Raw genomic sequence first — 19,238 nt, forward strand, 5'->3', positions numbered from 1 at the left:
GAGCCTACCGTCCGGTTCCCGGTACCTGGTTCGGGCCGTCCGCCGCGTACGCGCCCGCGGCCCGCTGCGGCTCCCCGGTTTGCGCGAGCCCGATCCACGCCGAGATCGCGTGCGAAGAGTGCTGCGCGGGCGCCTCCAGCACCGACTTGGCGGCGGCCACCGCCGCGCCGGGCAGGCCGACGAACCGCTCGGCCCAGCGGTGCGCGGCGTCGTAGACGTCGTCCGGGGCCACGACCTCGTCCACCAGCCCCAGCCGCAGCGCCTCGTCGGCTTCCACGTAGCGCCCGCTGTAGACGAGGTCGCGGGCGGTGCGCAGCCCGACCGTCCGGATCAACCGGTCCATCCCGGCCGTCGGGACGGTGCCGCGGTGAATCTGCGGCAGCCCCAGCTTGACGTTGTCGCCGACGATCCGCCGGTCCGCGCCGAGCGCCAGCTCCAGCGCGCCGCCCAGGCAGTAGCCGGTGATCGCGGCGACCGTCGGGCACGGCACCGGCGGCAGGCAGTCCAGGTGCTGCGCGTGGTCGCTCGCCAGCGCGGCCGCCTGGTCCGGGCTCCAGGTCGCGATCTCGGCCAGGTCGTCGCCCGCGCTGAAGATCCGCTCGTCGCCGTAGACGACCAGCGCCGCCACCCGTTCGTTCTTCCCCGCCCGCTTCGCCGCCACCGCGATCTCGCGGGCCAGCTGCAGGGTGATCAGGTTGGCCGGGGGCCGGGAGAACCGCAGCACCGCAACCCCGCGCTGCTCCGGCAGCTCCAGGGTGGTGAACTCCGCGGGCGTGTTGTTCGACATGGCTGGCGAGATTACCCGGCGGAACTCCCGGTCAGCGCGCCGAGCCGCGCAGCTCCATGGGGTTCGGCAGGTCGGCGAAGTACCGTTCGTGGTCCGGGAATTCGAGCACCGTGCGGCCGCCCTGCCGCGCCACCACCGGCTCGATCGGCTCGATCACCGGCTGCGCGGCGAGCACCGCGGCGGTATCCGGGTACCGCTCGATCGCCACCAGCTGCGACCAGGTGGGCGGGAGCAGCACGTCCTGCCCGGCGCGCCAGCGCGCCAGCGCCTCGGCCGGGGTGCGCCAGTGCACCAGATCGGCCTCGGAGGTGGCGCCGTCCGCGCGCTGACCAGCGGGCAGCACCGCGACGAAGAAGCGGGTGTCGTAGCGGCGGCGCTCGATGACCGGGGTGACCCAGTTGGCCCAGGGCCGAAGCAGGTCGGCGCGGAGCACGAGGCCGGTCTCGGCCAGGAAGGCGGCCAGCGAGGTCGCCCGCGACTCCAGTGCGTGTCTGGCGTCCCGGTACTCGGTGGTGTCGGAGACGACGGTCTCGGCGGTGGGGCCGGCGAGCAGCACGCCGCACTCCTCGAACGTCTCCCTGACGGCCGCGCAGACCAGCGCCTGCGCGCGCGGGCCGGTGGTGCCGAAGCGCTCGGCCCACCAGTCCGGGCCGGGCCCGGCCCAGGCGATCTCGGCGTCGGCGTCGGACGGGTCGACCCCGCCGCCGGGGAACACCGTCATCCCCGCGGCGAAATCCATGCCGGTGACCCGGCGCTGCAGAAAGACCTCGGGCCCGGCGGCGCCGTCGCGCACCAGCACGACGGTCGAGGCGTCCCGCAGCGGGGCGACGGGCTCGGGATCGTTCGGCTCGCTCACCGATCCACCCTAGCGTTTGTTCGGACGGGTCAGCGGTGCCGGTGCTTGCCGGAGCGCCGCGCCCGGCGCGCGAACCAGCGGCCGTCCACCTGGTCGAGCGCGATGGACTGCCGGAAGGCCGCGCTCAGGTTCTCCGCGGTGAGCACGTCGGCCAGCAGCCCCTGCGCGACCACCTCGCCCTCGCGCAGCAGCAGGCCGTGCGTGAAGCCGGGCGGGATCTCCTCCACGTGGTGCGTGACCAGCACCATGGCCGGGGCGTCCGGGTCGCTCGCCAGGTCGCCGAGCCGCTCCACCAGCTCCTCGCGGCCGCCGAGGTCGAGGCCGGCGGCGGGCTCGTCGAGCAGCAGCAGCTCCGGGTCGGTCATCAGGGCGCGGGCGATCAGCACCCGCTTGCGCTCGCCCTCGGACAGCGTGCCGTAGGTGCGGTCGGCGAGGTGCTCGGCGCCGAGGCTCTCCAGCATGTCGAGCGCGCGCTCGGTGTCCACCCGCTCGTACTTCTCCCGCCACCGGCCGAGCACCGCGTACCCGGCCGAGACCACCAGGTCGGCGACCTTCTCGTCGGCGGGCACCCGGGCGGCGACCGCGGCGGAGGAGAGGCCGATGCGCGGGCGTAGCTCGGTGACCGCGACTTTGCCCAGCACCTCGCCGAGCAGGTTCGCGGTGCCCGCGGTGGGGTGCACCTCGGCGGCGGCCATCCGGAGCAGGGAGGTCTTCCCCGCGCCGTTGGGGCCGAGCACCACCCAGCGTTCGTCCAGTTCGACCTGCCAGGTGACGGGGCCGACCAGGGTGCGGCCGGACCGTCGGATGGTCACGGCGCTGAAGTCGATGAGGAGATCGGGATCCGGTTGCGACACGGCCTCCATCTTGGACCACGGGCGGCGGCCGCGCCCGGCCACCCTCGGCGCGGTGTGCCCGAAGTTCTCCGGCGGCGCAGGGTGATTGCCCGCGGGCGCGTCGGGGGCGGCGTCGCCGGGGCGCTGCCTGCCGCGGCGTCCGCGGGCCAGGCTCATCCGAGTGCGGGTGGCACGGCGATGACCGTGATGGAACCGGGCGCGACCTCCGTGTACCCGGCGTCGCGCACCGCGACCGCGCCGCCACCCGCCTGCAGCGCGAGCAGCTCCTTCCACTGCTCCGGCCCGGCTTCGCGCACCGCGCAGCGGAATTCGTCGCGGGCCCAGCGGGCCGCGGCCGCCAGCGGGAGCGCACCGGCGAGCAGCATGCTCGCGTGCCCGACCTGCGCCGCCGCCTTGCCCACCGTCATCCCGAGCTCCCGGTTCACCCAGAGCACGGGCGCGTCGGCCGCCGGCTGCCCCGGTTCGTCGGCGAGCAGCTCGGTGCCGCCGATCTGCAGCCGCTTGATCCGCGGGTCGACCGCGCCGACCGGGCCGGGCACCAGCGCCCGCGCCTGCGCGCCGCGCACGGTCAGCGTGATCCCCGCAACCTCCTGCGCGGCCCGCCACTGCGCCCCGCGCGCCCGCCGCGCCACCTTGCGGATGCGGGCCCGCTTCCAGGTGAGATACCCCTGCTCCCACGGCCCGCCGGGCGCGGAGCGCTCGTCCAGGCAGAGCGCGACCGCGACGGCAGCGGCGGCCGCGAGCAGGTCGCTGCGGGCCGGTGGCTCGATCTTGGGCAGGTGCAGCACCATCTGCATGGCCTGGACCTGTGCCGGATCGGCCGGGTCGGGGGTATTGCCGTAGCCGCGCGCGAGCTCGGCGTGCAGTGCGCTGAAACCCGCTGTGGGGGTTCCGTTCTCGTCCACCCCGAGCTCGGCACCGACCGGCACGCACGGACAACTCGCACCCGCCTCACCTCGCGTATCGAAACCGACGTCCTCCACCCTCGAACCTCCGTCCGTCACGCAAGCGAAACTCCGTGAGAATACGTGGCGGAGCGGGCGCTCGCCGGGTGAACGGCGGGTCAGCCCAGTGGAACCCGGCGCAGCAGCCCGTCGCGGGCGTCGGCCGCCTCCACCTCGTCGCGGGTCACGCCGAGCACGAAGAGCACCGCGTCCAGGAACGGGTGCGAGAGCGCGGCGTCGGCCACCTCGCGCAGCGCCGGCTTGGCGTTGAAGGCGACGCCGAGCCCGGCGGCGTTGAGCATGTCGATGTCGTTGGCGCCGTCGCCGACCGCCACCGTCTGCTCCATCGGCACCCCGGCCTCGGCGGCGAAGCGGCGCAGCGCGGTGGCCTTGTAGGCGCGGTCGACGATCTCGCCGGTCACCCGGCCGGTGAGCTTCCCGTCCACGATCTCGAGCGTGTTGGCCTGCACGAAGTCCAGCTCCAGCTCGTGCGCGAGCGGCTCGATCACCTGCCGGAAGCCACCGGAGACGACCCCGCAGCGGAACCCGATCCGGCGCAGCGTCCGAATGGTGGTGCGGGCGCCGGGGGTGAGCTCGATCCGCTCGGCGACCTCCTCGATCACCGACTCGTCCAGCCCGGCCAGGGTGGCGACCCGCTGCCGCAGCGATTCGGCGAAGTCGAGCTCGCCGCGCATGGCGGCCTCGGTGACCGCGCGCACCTCGTCCTCGACGCCCGCGTGCGCGGCCAGCATCTCGATCACCTCGCCCTGGATCAGCGTGGAGTCGACGTCGAAGACGATGAGCCGCTTGCCGCGCCTGGCCAGCCCGGCCCGCTCCACGGCCACGTCCACCTGCTCGGCCACCGCCACCTCGGCCAGCGCGGTGCGCAGCACCGCGTCCTCGTCGGGCGCGGTGACCAGCAGCTCCATCCCGGTCACCGGGTAGTCGGCGATGCCGCGGATGGAGTCGATATTGGCGCCGAGCTGGGCCAGCCTGCGGGAGACGGCGCTGAACGCCCGCGCGGTCACCGGCGCGCCCAGGATCACCACGGCGTGCGTGGAGACCGGCTGCCTGCCGATGGCGGCATCCACCTCGACGTCGACGTTCATTCCGACGGTGTTCATCGCCTCCTCGACCTCGTCCTGCAGCAGCTCCGGGTCGGCCGGGCAGGTGACCAGGACGCCGAGCGTGAGCCTGCCGCGGATCACCACCTGCTCCACGTCGAGCAGGTGCACGCCGTGCCGCGACATGGCCGCCAGCAGCACGGAGGTCACGCCCGGGCGGTCGGGCCCGGTGACGGTGACGAGAACGATGGTGTCGGCCACGCGGTTGCTCCAGGGTCGGTCGGGTGCGCTCACGAAACGAGTGTGCACCCGCCGGGGATCGGCGGGTGCACACTCGGGGTCACACGGTTACTTGGAGAGCGCCACCCGCTCGTCGGACTCGGCCTGGTGCTTCGTGGTGCCCCAGCCGACGTGCGCCTCTTCCCGCATCCGGTCGATCATGTGCGGGTAGTGCAGCTCGAACGCGGGGCGCTCGGAGCGGATGCGCGGCAGCTCGTAGAAGTTGTGCCGCGGCGGCGGGCAGGTGGTCGCCCACTCCAGCGAGTTGCCGTAGCCCCACGGGTCGTCGACGGTGACCACCTCGCCGTACCGGAAGCTCTTGAAGACGTTCCAGATGAACGGGAGCATCGAGGCGCCGAGCACGAAGGCGCCGATGGTGGAGATGGTGTTCAGCGTGGTGAAGCCGTCGGTCGGCAGGTAGTCGGCGTAGCGCCGCGGCATGCCCTCCGCGCCAAGCCAGTGCTGCACGAGGAACGTGGTGTGGAAGCCGATGAAGGTGGCCCAGAAGTGCCACTTGCCGAGCCGCTCGTCCATCATCCGGCCGGTCATCTTCGGGAACCAGAAGTAGATGCCCGCGAAGGTGGCGAACACGATGGTGCCGAAGAGCACGTAGTGGAAGTGCGCGACCACGAAGTACGAGTCGGTGACGTGGAAGTCCAGCGGCGGGGAGGCCAGGATGACGCCGGAGAGGCCGCCGAAGAGGAAGGTGACCAGGAAGCCGAGCGAGAAGAGCATCGGTGATTCGAAGGTCAGCTGGCCGCGCCACATGGTGCCGATCCAGTTGAAGAACTTCACGCCGGTCGGCACCGCGATCAGGAACGTCATGAAGGAGAAGTAGGGCAGCAGCACCGCGCCGGTGGCGTACATGTGGTGCGCCCACACCGCGATCGAGAGCGCCGCGATCCCGAGCGTCGCGTAGACCAGGGTGGTGTAGCCGAAGATCGGCTTGCGCGAGAACACCGGGAAGATCTCCGACACGATGCCGAAGAAGGGCAGCGCGATGATGTAGACCTCGGGGTGCCCGAAGAACCAGAACAGGTGCTGGTACAGCAGGATGCCGCCGGTGGCCGGGTCGTAGATGTGGCCGCCGAGGTGCCGGTCGTACGCGAGGCCGAAGAGCGCGGCGGTGAGCAGCGGGAACGCGAGGATGACCAGCACCGAGGTGACGGCGATGTTCCAGGTGAAGATCGGCATCCGGAACATGGTCATGCCAGGAGCGCGCAGGCAGACGACCGTGGTCAGCATGTTGACACCGCCGAGGATGGTGCCGAGGCCGGAGACGGCCAGGCCGAGGATCCACAGGTCGGTGCCGACGCCGGGCGAGTGCAGGATGTCGGTGAGCGGCACGTACGCCGTCCAGCCGAAGTCCGCGGCACCGCCGGGGGTGATGAAGCCCGCGGTCGCCATGGTCGCGCCGAACGCGTACAGCCAGTAGCTGAAGGCGTTCAGCCGCGGGAAGGCGACGTCGGGGGCGCCGATCTGCAGCGGCAGGATGATGTTCGCGAAGCCGAACACGATCGCCGTCGCGTAGAAGAGCAGCATGATCGTGCCGTGCATGGTGAACAGCTGGTTGAACTGCTCGGGCGAGAGGAACTGCAGGCCGGGGCGGGCCAGCTCGCCGCGCATCAGCAGCGCCATCAGGCCGCCGATGAGGAAGAAGCTCATGGAGGTGGTCAGGTACATGACACCGAGGACCTTGGGGTCCGTGGTGGTGACCATCTTGTAGAGGAACGACCCCTTCGGCCCGGTGCGGGCTGGATACGGCCGAGACGCTTCCACCTGTTTGACCGGCTGGGGCTCAACAGCAGTCACTGATCCTCCTCGTTCGCGTGCGCTCCCCAGATCGTAAACCTTATGGCCGGGGCGGTCCGACTCCGGTCCTACTCTGTGTCGTATTTCCGTTCCGGGCCGATGCGCAGGTGGGTACCACCCACTCCGCCTGTACCCTCACCGCATGCCGGTGAGTGCCCGCGTCCGCACCCGATTCCTGTCCGCCAGCCCGCGCACCCTGGTGGTGCTCGCGGCGGGCACGCTGCTGCTGGCGGGTTGCGGTCAGCAGACCGACGATGCCAGCACGATCATCCGCACCACCACCAATATCGCGGGGGCGGGCGTGGTCGGGCTGGAGCGCGACACCAGCCAGGCGTGCCCGCTGCCGAGCCGCCCCGACCCGGGGCCTGGCACCCGCGCGGTGACGCACACCGGCGGGGTCGCCCAGGTGCCCGCCGACCCGCAGCGCATCGTCGTGCTCGGCACCCCCGCGCTCGACGCCGCCTGCGCGCTCGGGCTGTGGGAGCGGGTCGTCGGCACGACAAGCCCGGACGGCCCGCAGCCCGACTACCTGGGCTACGGGGTCAAGCGGATCGCCTCGGTCGGCCCGGACGGCGCCCCGGACCCGGCCCGGATCGCCGAGCTGGACCCGGACGTCATCATCGGCACGCAGGGCCAGGGCGACTACGCCGCGCTCGCCGCCGTCGCCCCCACCGTGCTGGCCGGGAGCGGCAGCGGCTGGGCCGCCGAGTTCGTCGGGCTCGCGGCCGGGCTCGCCCGCGCCGAGGTCGCCGAGGCGGCGCTGGCCGGCTACCGCGCCGACGCCCCCGCCATCGGCGCCGAACCCGCCGTCGCCGCCGCGCAGTCGCAGGCATCGGTGATCCGGTTCGGCGCGGACAGCATCACCGTGCAGGGCACCGACACCTTCGCGGGCGGCGTGCTCACCGACATCGGGGTGCGCAGGCCGCAGAACCAGCGCGGCGCCTCCTTCACCGTCGGCGCGGACGACCTGGACCAGGTCGAGGGCGACGTGATCTTCGTGCTCTTCGATGGCGAGGCGGGCCGGGAGTACGGCGAATCGGTGCTCCGCTCGAGCGCCTGGAAAGAGCTCGGCGCCGCCACCGACCAGCGGGTCTTCGCGGTGGAGGACTCGGTCTGGCACGGCAGCGGGCTGGTCGCCGCCCGCGCCCTGCTCACCGACGTGCGACAGAACCTGAACGGCTACGTCACCGGGTGACGTAGCCGCCGTCGGCTCAGAACTCCCAGTCCTCGTCTTCGGTGTTCACGGCCTTGCCGATGACGTAGCTGGAGCCGGAGCCGGAGAAGAAGTCGTGGTTCTCGTCGGCATTCGGCGAGAGCGCGGAGAGGATGGCCGGGTTCACGTCGGTCTCGTCCTTCGGGAAGAGCCCCTCGTACCCGAGGTTCATCAGCGCCTTGTTGGCGTTGTAGCGCAAGAACTTCTTGACGTCCTCGGTGAGCCCGACCTCGTCGTACAGATCCTGGGTGTACTCCGCCTCGTTCTCGTACAGCTCGAAGAGCAGCTCGAAGGTGTAGTTCTTCAGCTCGTCGCGCTCCGCCTGCGAGACCAGCTCCAGGCCCTTCTGGTACTTGTAGCCGATGTAGTAGCCGTGCACCGCCTCGTCCCGGATGATCAGCCGGATCATGTCCGCGGTGTTGGTCAGCTTGGCCCGCGAGGACCAGTGCATCGGCAGGTAGAAGCCGGAGTAGAAGAGGAAGCTCTCCAGCAGCGTCGAGGCCACCTTGCGCTTGAGCGGATCGTCGCCGTTGTAGTACCCGAGCACGATCTCGGCCTTGCGCTGCAGGTTGCGGTTCTCCTCCGACCAGCGGAACGCCTCGTCGATCTCGCGCGTCGAGCAGAGCGTCGAGAAGATCGAGCTGTAGCTCTTCGCGTGCACCGACTCCATGAACGCGATATTGGTGAGCACCGCCTCCTCGTGCTGCGTCACCGCGTCCGGGATCAGGCTCACCGCGCCGACCGTGCCCTGAATGGTGTCCAGCAGGGTGAGCCCGGTGAAGACCCGCATGGTGAGCTGCTTCTCGTCCGGGGTCAGCGTCGCCCAGGACGGGATGTCGTTCGACACCGGCACCTTCTCGGGCAGCCAGAAGTTGCCGGTCAGCCGGTCCCACACCTCGGCGTCCTTCTCGTCGGGCACCCGATTCCAGTTGATGGCCGACACCCGATCGATCAGTTTCATGCTGCAGCCTCCGGTTAGCGACGTGGTCCCGAGAACACTACCTCTTGTGGACCGGGAGCCTTCGCAGCACAAGAACTAGTGGCATGAATGTCGCGAATCCGCCGCGTACGGTGGCTCTCGGCACCTGCCGTCGCGGCCGTGCCGGAGGGGGAAACGTGTTCTGGAAGCTGCTGTCGCTCGTCGCCTGCTGCCTGGCGCTGTCCGGTTGCGGGCGCGGGCAGGCCGAACCGGACTACTGGGCACAGCGGCCCGCCGGTGACGCGGAGCTGGGCGCACTGCTGGAGCGGGCGAGGGCCATCGACGTCTGTGCGCTGCTCGAGCCCGCCGAGCTCGCCGAAGCGGGGTTCGGCGAGCCCCCCGTTCCCGCCGGGCTGGATATCTGCGGGATCATCGCGGACGATCCGGCGGTCGCCGTCATGTGGCAAGTCGCCTCGGCGAACGGCCCGCTCGAGCCGGGGACGGATGCCGTCGCCACAACCATTGACGGCGCACCGGCCACCGTGCGCGAGACCGCCCCCGAGCCCGGCGGGCCGCGGTCCTGCGAGACGACCGTGCGGCTCGGCCCGGTACTCGAGCTGGACCTGGACCTCACCTCGCGGAGCGCGGAGAGCTGCGCTCCCGCCACCCGGCTCGCCGGCGCGGCCGCCGCGCGCTGGCGGGCGGAGCCGCGCCGGGCGAGTACCCCGTTCGCGAACACCGACCCGTGCGCGGTCACCGCGGCGCTCGGCGTCCGGGCCGAGGCTGTCCGGCTGTGGGAGTGCCGGTTCGCTTACCGCGAGCAGCGGTTCCTGCTGACGCTCGGCCAGGTGGGCGAGCAGCAGCTCGGCGCAGTGCGCTTCGAGGTCGACGGGCACCCGGTGCACTGCGACGATTGCGAAGCGGTCGGGCTCATGCACGCTGTGCGGGTGCCCATCGGGCCGCCGCTGCCCGCTACCGCCTTCGATGAAGAGGCCGGGCCGCGCCGGGCCGCGGTGAGCCTCGGCACGATCCAGCCCGATGACCTGACCCCTGAGGTCGTGGCCGAGGTCCTCCGCGCCGCCGTCCCGCTCGCGGCCGGGTAGGGCGCGTCCTCTGCAGGCAGCCCAACGAGCGGCTGTATCTCACGAAACGAGTCAGCGACCGGGCGGCGGCCCGCCCGGCGGCCCTCCACCGGGCGGCGCCTGCTGAGACTGCGTGTTCTGCGACTTCTCCGCCACCCCGACCGTGATCGCGACCTGCACTCGATCACTCGGCGAGCCGGTGACGGTGGCGAGCTCCGCGTCCCAGCCATCACCGAAGACATTGTCGGAGTCGAGCGAGACCTGCGCGATATTGCGGGTGCTCTGCGCGTACCCCGGGTCGGCAGCGAAAACCTGCTCGCAGGCGTCCTGCGGGAGCGCGATCTGCGAGGTGAGCCGCGCGTTCTCACCCGCGATGGCTACCTCGAGCGAGTCGTAGACCTCGAAGTGGATGTGCGGCCAGCGGCCGGAGTAGCAGGCCGGGAAGATCGAGGTGAAGGTGACGGTGCCGTCCGCGTCCGCCACCTGGACTCCGCGCAGGTAGTTCTGCTCGGTGATGCCGCTGCCGTACAGCGAGTACTCGCCGTCCCGGTCGCAGTGCCACACGTACACCGCCATCCCGGTGCCGGCCGCGCCGGAGTTCGCCAGGTCCTTCAGGGTGATCCGCAGCGTCATCGGCACCCCGTCGGCGGTGCCGGTGAACCCGCCGAAGCTGGTGGTGATGTCGCTGCGCACCACGCCGGACTGCACCAGCACGTTCGGCCCGTTGGAACCGTCACCCGGGTATGGCCCCGCCGTCTCCTGCGGGGCCGCGGCGACGGAGGTGCTCGCCGTTGTGGTCGCGGCGGTCGAGGTCGTCGCGGTGTCCGAGCCGGACGCGCACCCGGCCGCCGCCAGCCCCGCCGCGCCCGCGCCCGCGCCGAAGAAGAACAGTGCCCGCCGACGCGACATGGTGCGCATGTCGTGCGCCAGCCCCAGATCGTGCTCGTGCCGCTCGCCCGAGTGCCCCACTGCAACCCCTTTTCGTCGTTTCCGCTGGTCAGGAGCGACAGTAGGGGCCGGGCCCGGCACGAAGCTGGATGCGCGCTGGGAGAATCCTGTGTGTCGGTGGCCCGCACTACAGTGACCGCCACCGACGCGGTCGCGTCTACTCGAGGGGCTTCAGGGGGATTCATGCTTCGACAGATCACGCGCGATAACCGGATAGCATCCGATAGCACCCGCCGCTATCATCGGCATATGACCAGGACGATCAGCCAGGCCGAACTCCGCAATGGAAGCGCGGGCGTCATGGACGCGCTCGAAGCGGGTGAGGACTTCATCATCACCCGCAACGGGCAGCCCGTCGGCGAGCTGCGTCCACTCACCCGCCCCCGAGGCCTGACGACCACCGAACTACGGCGGCGGCTCGCCAGGTTCGCGGGCCAGGCGAGCGGAGCGGAGGAACGCGCGGAGATCGACGCCGCATTCGGCGAGGAGCGGCTGGATGACTGAGCCGGGGACGAAGTTCCGCTACCCCGTCGGGCTGCTCGATACCTGCACCCTGATCGATCTGGGGGACCTCGAGGAGGACGACCTTCCGATCGAGGCGAGAATCTGCACGGTCACGCTCGCGGAGCTGGGACTGGGAATAGCGATGGCACCCGACCCGACGGCGCTGGCACTTCGTACCGAACGCCTCCTGGAGATCGAGCACGCCTTCGACGCACTACCGTTCTCCGCCACCGCCGCCCGCCGATTCGCTTCGATAGCGAAATTGACCGTCGCGGCGGGGCGGAATCCGAGGCCGCGCCGAATGGACCTGATGATTGCCGCGATCGCCTCGTCCAACGATTTGCCCCTGTTCACCCGCAATCCGGACGACTTCAAGGGCTTGGATCCGCTGCTGACCGTGGTAGCGGTGTAGCTCAGTCCACGGCGGTCCCCTCCAGCTCGACCAGCTGACCGGGGACCGCGAGGCGGGTGACGCCGAGCATGGTGGTGGCGGGGGCAGTGCCCGCCGCGCCGAGTCGGGCGGCGAGCACGCCGTAGTGCTGGAAGAGCAGGTCGACGTCGGTGGTGTAGACGTTCAGCCGGATCAGGTTCGGGAGGCCCATGCCTGCGGCGGCGAGGACGGCTTCCAGGTTGTCCAGGGTCAGGGCGAGCTGGGCGGCGAGGTCGCCGGGGTGCTGGGGTTCGCCGTCGGCGTTCATGGCGGTCTGGCCGGAGCAGTAGAGGGTCCGGGTGGGGGTGGTGACCAGCTCGGCCTGGTTGAAGCCCAGCGGCAGGGACCAGGTGACAGGGTTGATCGCGGTTCGTTCCATGCGGACCAGCCTCGCAACGAATCACGACATCCTCTGTCGGGTATTTTCGAGGTGTGCGCGCCGACCGATTGGTCTCGCTGGTCCTGCTGCTGCGCAGCCGCGGCCGGATGACGGCGCCCGCGCTCGCCCGCGAGCTGGAGGTCTCCACCCGGACCGTGCTGCGCGATATCGAGGCGCTCTCCACCGCCGGGGTCCCGGTCTATGCCGAGCGCGGGCGGCACGGTGGGTTCGCACTGCTCCCCGGCTTCCGGACCGAGCTCACCGGGCTGAATCACGACGAGACGCTGGCCCTGCTCACCTCCGGAGCGGGAACTTTCGGGTTGGGGCCCGCGCTCGCGTCGGCGCTGCGGAAAGTGGCCGATGCGCTGCCGGAGAGCCATGCGGCCGCTGCGGGCGAGAGAGCCAGGCGACTCCTGCACGAACCGGAGACGGACCTGCTCGAGCGCAGGCGCACTCGCGACGACATCCCGGCTCAGGTCATGGCGGAAATCCGCCGCGCGGTCGTCGCCGGGCACCGGTTGCGCATCCACTACGCCGCGGCCGGCGTTGAGCCGCAGTGGCGCACGGTGGACCCGATCGGCCTGGTCACCGCTCGCGACCAGCGCTACCTGCTCGCCCTCAGGGAGGGCGAGGACCGCACCTACAAGCTGTCCAGGGTGCACGCGGCCGAGGCGCTGGACGAACCGGCGCAGCGCCCGGAAGGTGTCGATCTCGAACAGATCTGGCGCGAGCGCGGCGCCCGGTTCCGCACCGGCGGCGACCAGCTGAGCGTTGCGGTCCGGGTCCGCCCGGCCCGGCGGGCGGAGCTGACCGACACCGCGTTGACGGTCCACGCCGAGCACCTCGACGCGGACGGCCTGCTCGTCCTGGAACTCACCTTCCAGGACCTCCGGCACGCCGAATGGGCACTGTGGCAGCTCGCCGCCGACGCGGAAGTGCTCACGCCACACGCACTGCGTACCGCGCTCGGGAAGCGAGCCGCCGCGATGGCCGCCCGCTACCGCGACTAGACCAGCGCGGGCAGCACTTCCTTCTCGAAGAGCTCGATCCCGCTGGTGTCGTACGCCGACTCCGGGAAGTTGAAGATGGCGTACCCGAGCCCCAGCTTCTGCAGAGCCGTCAGCCGCTCGATGATCTGCTCCGGCGTGCCGACCCCGGCCCCGCCCGCCGACAGGTTCTGGATGTACCCGGCCCCCTTCTCCGCGCCGAGCGCGGGCGTGAGCCGGTCGGCGATCGCCTTCTTGCGCTCCGCGACCTCGGCCTCGTTCGCGCCGACCACGACGTTGAAGTTCGAGCTGCGCACGATGGCCTCGTAGTCGGTGCCGACATCGGTGCAGTGCCCGCGCAGGATCTCGGACTTGTGGGTGAACTCCGCCGGGTCGTTGCCGGCGAAGTTGGTGTACTGCGCGTACTTGGCGGCGATCTTCAGCGTCTTCTTCTCGCCGCCGCCCGCGATCCACAGCGGGATCCCGCCCTCCTGCAGCGGCAGCGGGTACACCCTGGCCCCGTCTACCTGGTAGTACTTGCCGTCCAGGGTGGCGCTGCCCGTGGTCCAGGCCTGCCGGAAGATCTGCACGCCCTCGTCCAGCCTGCCGAGCCGCTCACCGGCGGTGGGGAAGCCGTACCCGTAGGCGCGCCACTCGTGCTCGTACCAGCCGCCGCCGATGCCCATCTCGGTGCGGCCGCCGGAGATGGCGTCCACGGTGGCGGCGACCTTCGCCAGGTAGGCGGGGTTGCGGTAGCTGATCGCGGTACACATCTGACCCAGCCGGATCCGCGAGGTGGTCGCCGCGAAGGCCGACATGAGCGTCCACGCCTCGTGCGTGGCCTCCTCGGTCGGCTCCGGCACCGTGTGGAAGTGGTCGTAGACCCACAGCGACTCCCAGACCGGGTTCGCGTCCGCGCGCGCGGCGAGATCCCGCAGCACCCCCCACTGCGCGGCGGTGTCGATGCCGACCAGATCCAGCCGCCACCCCTGCGGGACGAAGATTCCGAAGCGCACAGCACTCTCCTCGTGTGTCGTCGCGTGTCGGGCGCACACGCGCCCATCTTCCACTCTGTCGAGCCGGCGCCGCGCGGGCAACGATTCGGCGCTCCGCGCGCGCAATTCCGATCACGGCCGAAAGCGGGACCGGATCGGTCCACCGATCCGGGAGTTTGCGGCCGTTTCGCGCGGGCAGTACGCGCGCACACGGGGTGTGCGGGTGCGCCCGAAACGAAGGGACCAGCGGAAATGACGCGAGCGCACACGTCGGGTGAGCCGGGGGAACGGTCCGAGTTGGACGCGCTGCTCGCGGCCGTCGCGCACAACGACCGGTCCGCCTTCACCGGCTTCTACCGCGCCACCAGCGCCAGGGCCTACGGCCTCGCGCTGCGGGTGGTGCGGCGCGAGGCGGCGGCGGAGGAGATCACCCAGGAGGTGTACCTCCAGGTGTGGCTGACCGCGGCGCGGTACGACGCCGGGATGTCGAGCCCGCTCGGCTGGCTCCTGATGCTCACCCACCGGCGCGCGGTCGACCGGGTGCGCCGGGAGGCCGCGGCGTCGGCGCGCGACCTGGTCTTCGGGCACGCGCACCGGCCGGTCGACCACGACGTGGTCACCGAATCGGTCACCCGCAGGCTGGAGGCGAGTTCGGTGGCCGACGGCATGCGGGTGCTCACCCCGATTCAACGCGAGGCCATCACACTCGCCTACTACGGCGGCCGCAGCTACCCCGAGGTCGCCGACCAGCTCGGCATTCCGCTCTCCACGGTCAAGAGCCGGATCCGGGACGGGCTGCGCCGACTGCGCACCGAGGTCGCCGACACCGTGGTCGCCGCCGGTTAGAAAATTCGAAGGCGGACCGCGGGAATTCCGGTCATCCTGAATTCCTGATGAACGACAACATTCCGCGGCTCGGCATTGATTTCGGCCGGGTCGTCATGGGCGCGGCGGCCGAATCCGGCGCCGCCGACACCGTCTTCCTGGACGGCAGCCACGCCGACGCCATGCGCACACCCCCCGAACCGCACGCCTTCGAGGTGCTCGCCCGCCTGGTCGCGCGCTTCGAACAGCGCGCCTGGCTGATCTCGAAATGCGGGCCGCGCATCGAGGCCAGGACCCGGGAGTGGTTGGCGCACAACGATTTCCACGCCCGCACCGGGGTGCCGGACGGCAACCTCCGGTTCTGCCGGGCCCGCCCGGAGAAGGCGGTGCACTGCCGCGAACTCGGCATCACGCACATGATCGACGACCGGCTCGACGTGCACCGCGCGCTGCGCGGCCTGGTTCCGCACCTCTACCTCTACGGGCATCGGCGCGAACCCGCGCCGGATTGGGTGACCCACACCCCTACCTGGCCCGATGTCGAAGCCGCGCTCACGCTATGAGCGCCGTCACCGCGCCCGCGCCACGAGGTGAAATCCGCAGCGCGGCGGTGTACTCTCGCCCACGTTGATTCCCGCGGCGGCACTCGCCCCGCACCCGGAACGAGGAGGTGGACTGTCATGTGCAGTGAACCTCCCAGTCGAAGGCCGCGCGGCGCCGCCCCTTCGCTCTGATCATTCCGATCCCCCCGGCTGTCCGTCCGGGTGCGCGCGTTGGGTAGTGCCTCGCGGTGTGACGCAGTCGTAGAACTCGCTCACCCATTGCCTCGTGCCGAGGGGATCTCCCATGTCGCAAACCGATGTCATCGACGTACGCCCGGCGCTCTCGCTGCCGGACACCGTGCAGGAACTCGTGGAGACGCGCCGCGCCGACGCCGCGCTGGACTGGCTCGGCAACCACTCGCCGCACGCCATCGCCGACCAGCTCGCCCGGATGGACGCCGTCCGCGCGGGCATGGCGTTCCGGCTGCTCGACAAGGATCTCGCGCTCGCCGTTTTCGAGGAGCTCGAGCCGGTCGATCAGCAGCAGATCCTGGAGGGGTTGCGGGACAAGAGCTTCCGTGACCTGATCGAGAACATGGCCCCGGACGACCGGGCCCGCATGCTGCGCGAGGCGCCCGCCACCGTCGCCAAGAAGGTGCTCGCCGGGCTGAGTCCGCGCGAACGCCGGATGACCGCCGGGCTGCTCGGCTACCCGGAGGGGTCGGTCGGGCTCTACATGACCCCCGAGGTGGTGGCGCTCCCGCGCGACCTCACCGTGGCCGCGGCGCTGCAGACCGTGCGCGCCAAGGGCGGCCGTGCCGAAACCGTCTACACCCTGCCGGTGGTGGACACCGGGCGCAGGCTCACCGGCGTGGTCGAGCTGCGCGAACTCGTGCTCAGCGGCCCCGAGGACCTGGTCGCCGACCTGGTGCGCACCGAGCCCGCCTTCGTGCGCGCCACCGACTCCGCCGAGCGCGCCGCTCGCGTGATGCGCGAGACCAACGTCATCGACCTGCCGGTCGTGGACAGCGAGGACCGGCTGGTCGGGCTGCTCACCATCGACGACGCGGTCGAGGTGATCGAGGCCGCGGACAGCGAGGACGTCGCCAAGCAGGCGGGCTCCGCGCCGTGGGCCGGGCACTACATGGCGGCCGGGGTCTTCCAGCTGGCGCGCTACCGCGCGCTCTGGCTGCTGCTCCTGCTGGTCGCCGCCACCCTGACCGTGAGCGTCACCGACTTTTTCGAGGGCACCCTCGAGCAGGCGGCGCAGCTCGCGCTGTTCATCCCGCTGCTCATCGGCGCGGGCGGCAATGCCGGAGCCCAGGCGGCGACGGCGTGCGTGCGCGCGGTCGCGGTCGGCGAGGTGCGCGGCGGTGACCTGCTCAAGGTGATCTGGCGGGAGTGCCGGGTCGGGTTCGTGCTCGGCAGCATGCTCGCCGTCGCCGGTGTGTTGATCGGCGGGGTCTTCGTCGGGCCGAAGGTGGCGATCGTCGTCGGGCTCACGCTGGTGCTGATCTGCGCCTGGGCCGCGACCATCGGCGGGATGATGCCGCTGCTCGCCAAGCGGTTGCGCATCGACCCCGCGGTCGTCTCCGCGCCCATGGTGACCACGCTGGTCGACGCCACCGGGCTGATCCTCTACTTCACCATCGCCAAGCTGGTGCTCGGGATCTGAAGTACGGCGCGGCCACGCACCGATCGCGGTGCGTGGCCGTCGGTCCTCGCTGTGGTGCCGTCTACAGCATGCAGCTGACGCAGCCCTCGACCTCGGTCCCCTCGAGCGCCATCTGCCGCAACCGGATGTAGTAGAGCGTCTTGATCCCCTTGCGCCACGCGTAGATCTGCGCCTTGTTGAGATCGCGCGTGCTGGCGGTGTCCTTGAAGAACAGCGTCAGCGAGAGCCCCTGGTCCACGTGCTGGGTGGCGGCGGCGTAGGTGTCGACGATCTTCTCGTAGCCGATTTCGTAGGCGTCCTCGTAGTACTCGAGGTTGTCGTTGTCCATGTAGGGGGCCGGGTAGTAGACGCGGCCGATCTTGCCTTCCTTGCGGATCTCGATCTTCGACGCCACCGGGTGGATGGAGCTGGTGGAGTGGTTGATGTAGGAGATCGAGCCGGTGGGCGGGACGGCCTGCAGGTTCTGGTTGTAGATGCCGTGCTCCATGACGGAGGACTTCAGCTCCAGCCAGTCCTGCTGGGTGGGGATGTGTACGCCCGCGTCGGCGAAGAGCTGCCGGACGCGGTCGGTCTCCGGCTCCCAGGTGCGCTCGGTGTACTTGTCGAAGTACTCGCCGCTGGCGTACTTGGATTCCGGGAAGCCGCCGAAGTACGAGCCGCGCTCGATGGCGATCCGGTTCGAGGCGCGCAGTGCGTGATACACCACCGTGTAGAAGTAGATGTTGGTGAAGTCGATGCCCTCGGGCGAGCCGTAGTGGATGTGCTCGCGGGCCAGGTAGCCGTGCAGGTTCATCTGGCCGAGGCCGATGGCGTGCGAGGCGTTGTTGCCCTGTTCGATGGAGGGCACCGAAAAGATGTGGGTCTGGTCGGAGACGGCGGTGAGCGCGCGGATCGAGACGTCGATGGTGCGCGCGAAGTCGGGCGAGTCCATCGTCTTGGCGATGTTCAGCGAGCCGAGGTTGCAGGAGATGTCCTTGCCGACGTGGTCGTAGGACAGGTCGTCGTGGTAGGTCGACGGCGTCGAGACCTGCAGGATCTCCGAGCACAGGTTGGAGTGCGTGATCTTGCCCGCGATCGGGTTGGCGCGGTTCACGGTGTCCTCGTACATGATGTACGGGTAGCCGGACTCGAACTGCAGCTCGGCGATGGTCTGGAAGAACTCGCGGGCCCGGATCTTGGACTTGCGGATCCGCTTGTCGTCGACCATCTCGTAGTACTTCTCGGTGATGTTCACGTCGGCGAACGGCTTGCCGTAGATGCGCTCGACGTCGTACGGCGAGAAGAGGTACATGTCCTCGTTGTTCCGCGCCAGCTCGAAGGTGATGTCCGGGATCACCACGCCGAGCGAGAGGGTCTTGATCCGGATCTTCTCGTCCGCGTTCTCCCGCTTGGTGTCGAGGAAGCGATAGATGTCCGGGTGGTGCGCGTGCAGGTACACCGCTCCCGCGCCCTGCCGCGCGCCGAGCTGGTTGGCGTAGGAGAAGGAATCCTCCAGCAGCTTCATGATCGGGATGACGCCGGAGCTCTGGTTCTCGATCTTCTTGATCGGGGCGCCGTGCTCGCGGATATTGCTGAGCAGCAGCGCGACTCCGCCGCCGCGCTTGGAGAGCTGCAGCGCGGAGTTGATCGAGCGCCCGATGGACTCCATGTTGTCCTCGATGCGCAGCAGGAAGCAGCTCACCGGCTCGCCGCGCTGCTTCTTGCCCGAGTTCAGGAAGGTCGGGGTGGCCGGCTGGAAGCGGCCGGTGATGATCTCCTCGACCAGCTCGGCGGCGAGCTTCTCGTCGCCGTCGGCGAGGGTGAGCGCGACCATGCAGACCCGGTCCTCGAAGCGCTCCAGGTACCGCTTCCCGTCGAAGGTCTTGAGCGTGTACGAGGTGTAGTACTTGAACGCGCCGAGGAAGGTCGGGAACCGGAACTTCTTCGCGTAGGCCTGCTCGAACAGCCCCTTCACGAAGGAGCGGCCGTACTTCTCCAGCACCTCGCCCTCGTAGTAGTTCTCCTCCACCAGGTAGTCGAGCTTCTCGTCGAGGTTGTGGAAGAAGACGGTGTTCTGGTTGACGTGCTGCAGGAAGTACTGCCGCGCGGCCTCCCGATCGCGGTCGAACTGGATGCGTCCGTCCGCGCCGTAGAGGTTCAGCATC

At 70.4% G+C, this 19,238-nt stretch carries 19 protein-coding genes; 8 read left to right on the forward strand and 11 right to left on the reverse strand.

From position 1 onward, the window contains the following. Nucleotides 1–4: 4 nt before the first annotated feature. The 6 genes from ACFUJ1_RS07375 to ctaD all read right to left on the reverse strand — a co-directional run bounded on the left by ACFUJ1_RS07375 (nt 5) and on the right by ctaD (nt 6,596). Nucleotides 5–787 carry an enoyl-CoA hydratase-related protein gene (locus ACFUJ1_RS07375; RefSeq protein WP_378643601.1) on the reverse strand — a complete coding sequence of 261 codons (783 nt, stop codon included), beginning with the start codon at nt 785–787 and terminating at the stop codon, nt 5–7. A gap of 31 nt (nt 788–818) precedes the next feature. After that, nucleotides 819–1,643, reverse strand: a complete 825-nt coding sequence (locus tag ACFUJ1_RS07380) for an NUDIX hydrolase (RefSeq protein WP_378643602.1) — start codon at nt 1,641–1,643, stop codon at nt 819–821. A gap of 29 nt (nt 1,644–1,672) precedes the next feature. Then, complete coding sequence (locus ACFUJ1_RS07385; RefSeq protein ID WP_378643782.1) at nt 1,673–2,506, reverse strand: ABC transporter ATP-binding protein; 834 nt, start codon at nt 2,504–2,506, stop codon at nt 1,673–1,675. A 143-nt stretch (nt 2,507–2,649) separates the two neighbouring features. Further along, nucleotides 2,650–3,426, reverse strand: coding sequence for a peptidyl-tRNA hydrolase (locus tag ACFUJ1_RS07390; protein ID WP_378643604.1), 777 nt, complete (start codon nt 3,424–3,426; stop codon nt 2,650–2,652). A gap of 134 nt (nt 3,427–3,560) precedes the next feature. Then, the gene (gene serB, locus ACFUJ1_RS07395; protein WP_378611135.1) at nt 3,561–4,766 is read right to left on the reverse strand and encodes a phosphoserine phosphatase SerB; all 1,206 of its coding nucleotides are present in this window, start codon (nt 4,764–4,766) and stop codon (nt 3,561–3,563) included. 87 nt (nt 4,767–4,853) lie between these two features. Then, nucleotides 4,854–6,596, reverse strand: coding sequence for a cytochrome c oxidase subunit I (ctaD, locus tag ACFUJ1_RS07400; protein ID WP_378643606.1), 1,743 nt, complete (start codon nt 6,594–6,596; stop codon nt 4,854–4,856). 142 nt (nt 6,597–6,738) lie between these two features. On the opposite strand from ctaD, the gene ACFUJ1_RS07405 reads away from it, so the two are divergent. Further along, nucleotides 6,739–7,791 (forward strand): ABC transporter substrate-binding protein, encoded by a 1,053-nt coding sequence (locus ACFUJ1_RS07405; protein WP_378643608.1) that lies wholly within the window; start codon nt 6,739–6,741, stop codon nt 7,789–7,791. A 16-nt stretch (nt 7,792–7,807) separates the two neighbouring features. Here ACFUJ1_RS07405 and nrdF read toward each other — a convergent pair whose 3' ends face one another. Then, entirely contained in the window at nt 7,808–8,770 is a 963-nt protein-coding gene (gene nrdF, locus ACFUJ1_RS07410; RefSeq protein WP_378611049.1) for a class 1b ribonucleoside-diphosphate reductase subunit beta, read from the reverse strand. A 155-nt stretch (nt 8,771–8,925) separates the two neighbouring features. Here nrdF and ACFUJ1_RS07415 point away from each other — a divergent pair, with 155 nt between their 5' ends. Beyond that, a complete protein-coding gene (locus ACFUJ1_RS07415) occupies nt 8,926–9,831 on the forward strand; it encodes a hypothetical protein (protein ID WP_378643610.1) in 906 nt (301 codons plus the stop codon). Between the two features lie 51 nt (nt 9,832–9,882). On the opposite strand, the gene ACFUJ1_RS07420 is transcribed toward ACFUJ1_RS07415, so the two are convergent. Then, nucleotides 9,883–10,728 (reverse strand): intradiol ring-cleavage dioxygenase, encoded by an 846-nt coding sequence (locus ACFUJ1_RS07420; RefSeq protein ID WP_378643784.1) that lies wholly within the window; start codon nt 10,726–10,728, stop codon nt 9,883–9,885. Between the two features lie 279 nt (nt 10,729–11,007). Here ACFUJ1_RS07420 and ACFUJ1_RS07425 point away from each other — a divergent pair, with 279 nt between their 5' ends. After that, nucleotides 11,008–11,262, forward strand: a complete 255-nt coding sequence (locus ACFUJ1_RS07425) for a type II toxin-antitoxin system Phd/YefM family antitoxin (protein WP_378643613.1) — start codon at nt 11,008–11,010, stop codon at nt 11,260–11,262. Next, on the forward strand, nt 11,255–11,674 hold the full coding sequence (locus ACFUJ1_RS07430; protein WP_378643616.1) for a type II toxin-antitoxin system VapC family toxin: 420 nt from the start codon (nt 11,255–11,257) through the stop codon (nt 11,672–11,674). Before ACFUJ1_RS07425 ends, ACFUJ1_RS07430 begins: the two co-directional genes overlap by 8 nt. A 1-nt stretch (nt 11,675) precedes the next feature. Here ACFUJ1_RS07430 and ACFUJ1_RS07435 read toward each other — a convergent pair whose 3' ends face one another. Then, nucleotides 11,676–12,071 carry a RidA family protein gene (locus ACFUJ1_RS07435; RefSeq protein ID WP_378643618.1) on the reverse strand — a complete coding sequence of 132 codons (396 nt, stop codon included), beginning with the start codon at nt 12,069–12,071 and terminating at the stop codon, nt 11,676–11,678. Nucleotides 12,072–12,124: 53 nt separating this feature from the next. On the opposite strand from ACFUJ1_RS07435, the gene ACFUJ1_RS07440 reads away from it, so the two are divergent. Further along, nucleotides 12,125–13,081 carry a helix-turn-helix transcriptional regulator gene (locus ACFUJ1_RS07440; protein WP_378643621.1) on the forward strand — a complete coding sequence of 319 codons (957 nt, stop codon included), beginning with the start codon at nt 12,125–12,127 and terminating at the stop codon, nt 13,079–13,081. Here the strand turns inward: ACFUJ1_RS07440 and ACFUJ1_RS07445 are convergent. After that, nucleotides 13,078–14,073: an LLM class F420-dependent oxidoreductase gene (locus tag ACFUJ1_RS07445; protein ID WP_378643624.1), complete on the reverse strand. Its 996-nt coding sequence runs from the start codon at nt 14,071–14,073 to the stop codon at nt 13,078–13,080. The two genes, ACFUJ1_RS07440 and ACFUJ1_RS07445, sit on opposite strands and share 4 nt — an antisense overlap. 231 nt (nt 14,074–14,304) lie before the next feature. On the opposite strand from ACFUJ1_RS07445, the gene sigK reads away from it, so the two are divergent. The 3 genes from sigK (at nt 14,305) to mgtE (ending at nt 17,094) form a co-directional block, all read left to right on the forward strand. Then, entirely contained in the window at nt 14,305–14,898 is a 594-nt protein-coding gene (sigK, locus tag ACFUJ1_RS07450) for an ECF RNA polymerase sigma factor SigK (RefSeq protein WP_378643626.1), read from the forward strand. A gap of 47 nt (nt 14,899–14,945) precedes the next feature. Beyond that, a complete protein-coding gene (locus ACFUJ1_RS07455) occupies nt 14,946–15,440 on the forward strand; it encodes a hypothetical protein (RefSeq protein WP_378643629.1) in 495 nt (164 codons plus the stop codon). Nucleotides 15,441–15,723: 283 nt separating this feature from the next. Continuing rightward, a complete protein-coding gene (gene mgtE, locus ACFUJ1_RS07460; protein WP_378643631.1) occupies nt 15,724–17,094 on the forward strand; it encodes a magnesium transporter in 1,371 nt (456 codons plus the stop codon). A gap of 61 nt (nt 17,095–17,155) precedes the next feature. Here the strand turns inward: mgtE and nrdE are convergent, their stop codons facing one another. Further along, nucleotides 17,156–19,237 (reverse strand): class 1b ribonucleoside-diphosphate reductase subunit alpha, encoded by a 2,082-nt coding sequence (gene nrdE / locus ACFUJ1_RS07465; RefSeq protein WP_378643633.1) that lies wholly within the window; start codon nt 19,235–19,237, stop codon nt 17,156–17,158. Nucleotide 19,238: the final 1 nt, after the last annotated feature.

Origin of the sequence: Nocardia sp. NPDC057227, from assembly GCF_042669725.1 — a bacterium.
In the GTDB taxonomy this organism is placed as follows: Bacteria; Actinomycetota; Actinomycetes; order Mycobacteriales; family Mycobacteriaceae; genus Nocardia; species Nocardia asteroides_A.

Coding starts and splice junctions, on each gene's coding strand:
- ACFUJ1_RS07420 (WP_378643784.1), bottom strand. CDS start 10,728: ATGCGCACCATGTCGCGTCGGCGGGCACTGTTCTTCTTCGGCGCGGGC.
- nrdF (WP_378611049.1), bottom strand. CDS start 8,770: ATGAAACTGATCGATCGGGTGTCGGCCATCAACTGGAATCGGGTGCCC.
- nrdE (WP_378643633.1), bottom strand. CDS start 19,237: ATGCTGAACCTCTACGGCGCGGACGGACGCATCCAGTTCGACCGCGAT.
- mgtE (WP_378643631.1), top strand. CDS start 15,724: ATGTCGCAAACCGATGTCATCGACGTACGCCCGGCGCTCTCGCTGCCG.
- ACFUJ1_RS07425 (WP_378643613.1), top strand. CDS start 11,008: ATGACCAGGACGATCAGCCAGGCCGAACTCCGCAATGGAAGCGCGGGC.
- ACFUJ1_RS07435 (WP_378643618.1), bottom strand. CDS start 12,071: ATGGAACGAACCGCGATCAACCCTGTCACCTGGTCCCTGCCGCTGGGC.
- ACFUJ1_RS07405 (WP_378643608.1), top strand. CDS start 6,739: ATGCCGGTGAGTGCCCGCGTCCGCACCCGATTCCTGTCCGCCAGCCCG.
- ACFUJ1_RS07385 (WP_378643782.1), bottom strand. CDS start 2,506: ATGGAGGCCGTGTCGCAACCGGATCCCGATCTCCTCATCGACTTCAGC.
- ACFUJ1_RS07455 (WP_378643629.1), top strand. CDS start 14,946: ATGAACGACAACATTCCGCGGCTCGGCATTGATTTCGGCCGGGTCGTC.
- ACFUJ1_RS07375 (WP_378643601.1), bottom strand. CDS start 787: ATGTCGAACAACACGCCCGCGGAGTTCACCACCCTGGAGCTGCCGGAG.
- ACFUJ1_RS07430 (WP_378643616.1), top strand. CDS start 11,255: ATGACTGAGCCGGGGACGAAGTTCCGCTACCCCGTCGGGCTGCTCGAT.
- sigK (WP_378643626.1), top strand. CDS start 14,305: ATGACGCGAGCGCACACGTCGGGTGAGCCGGGGGAACGGTCCGAGTTG.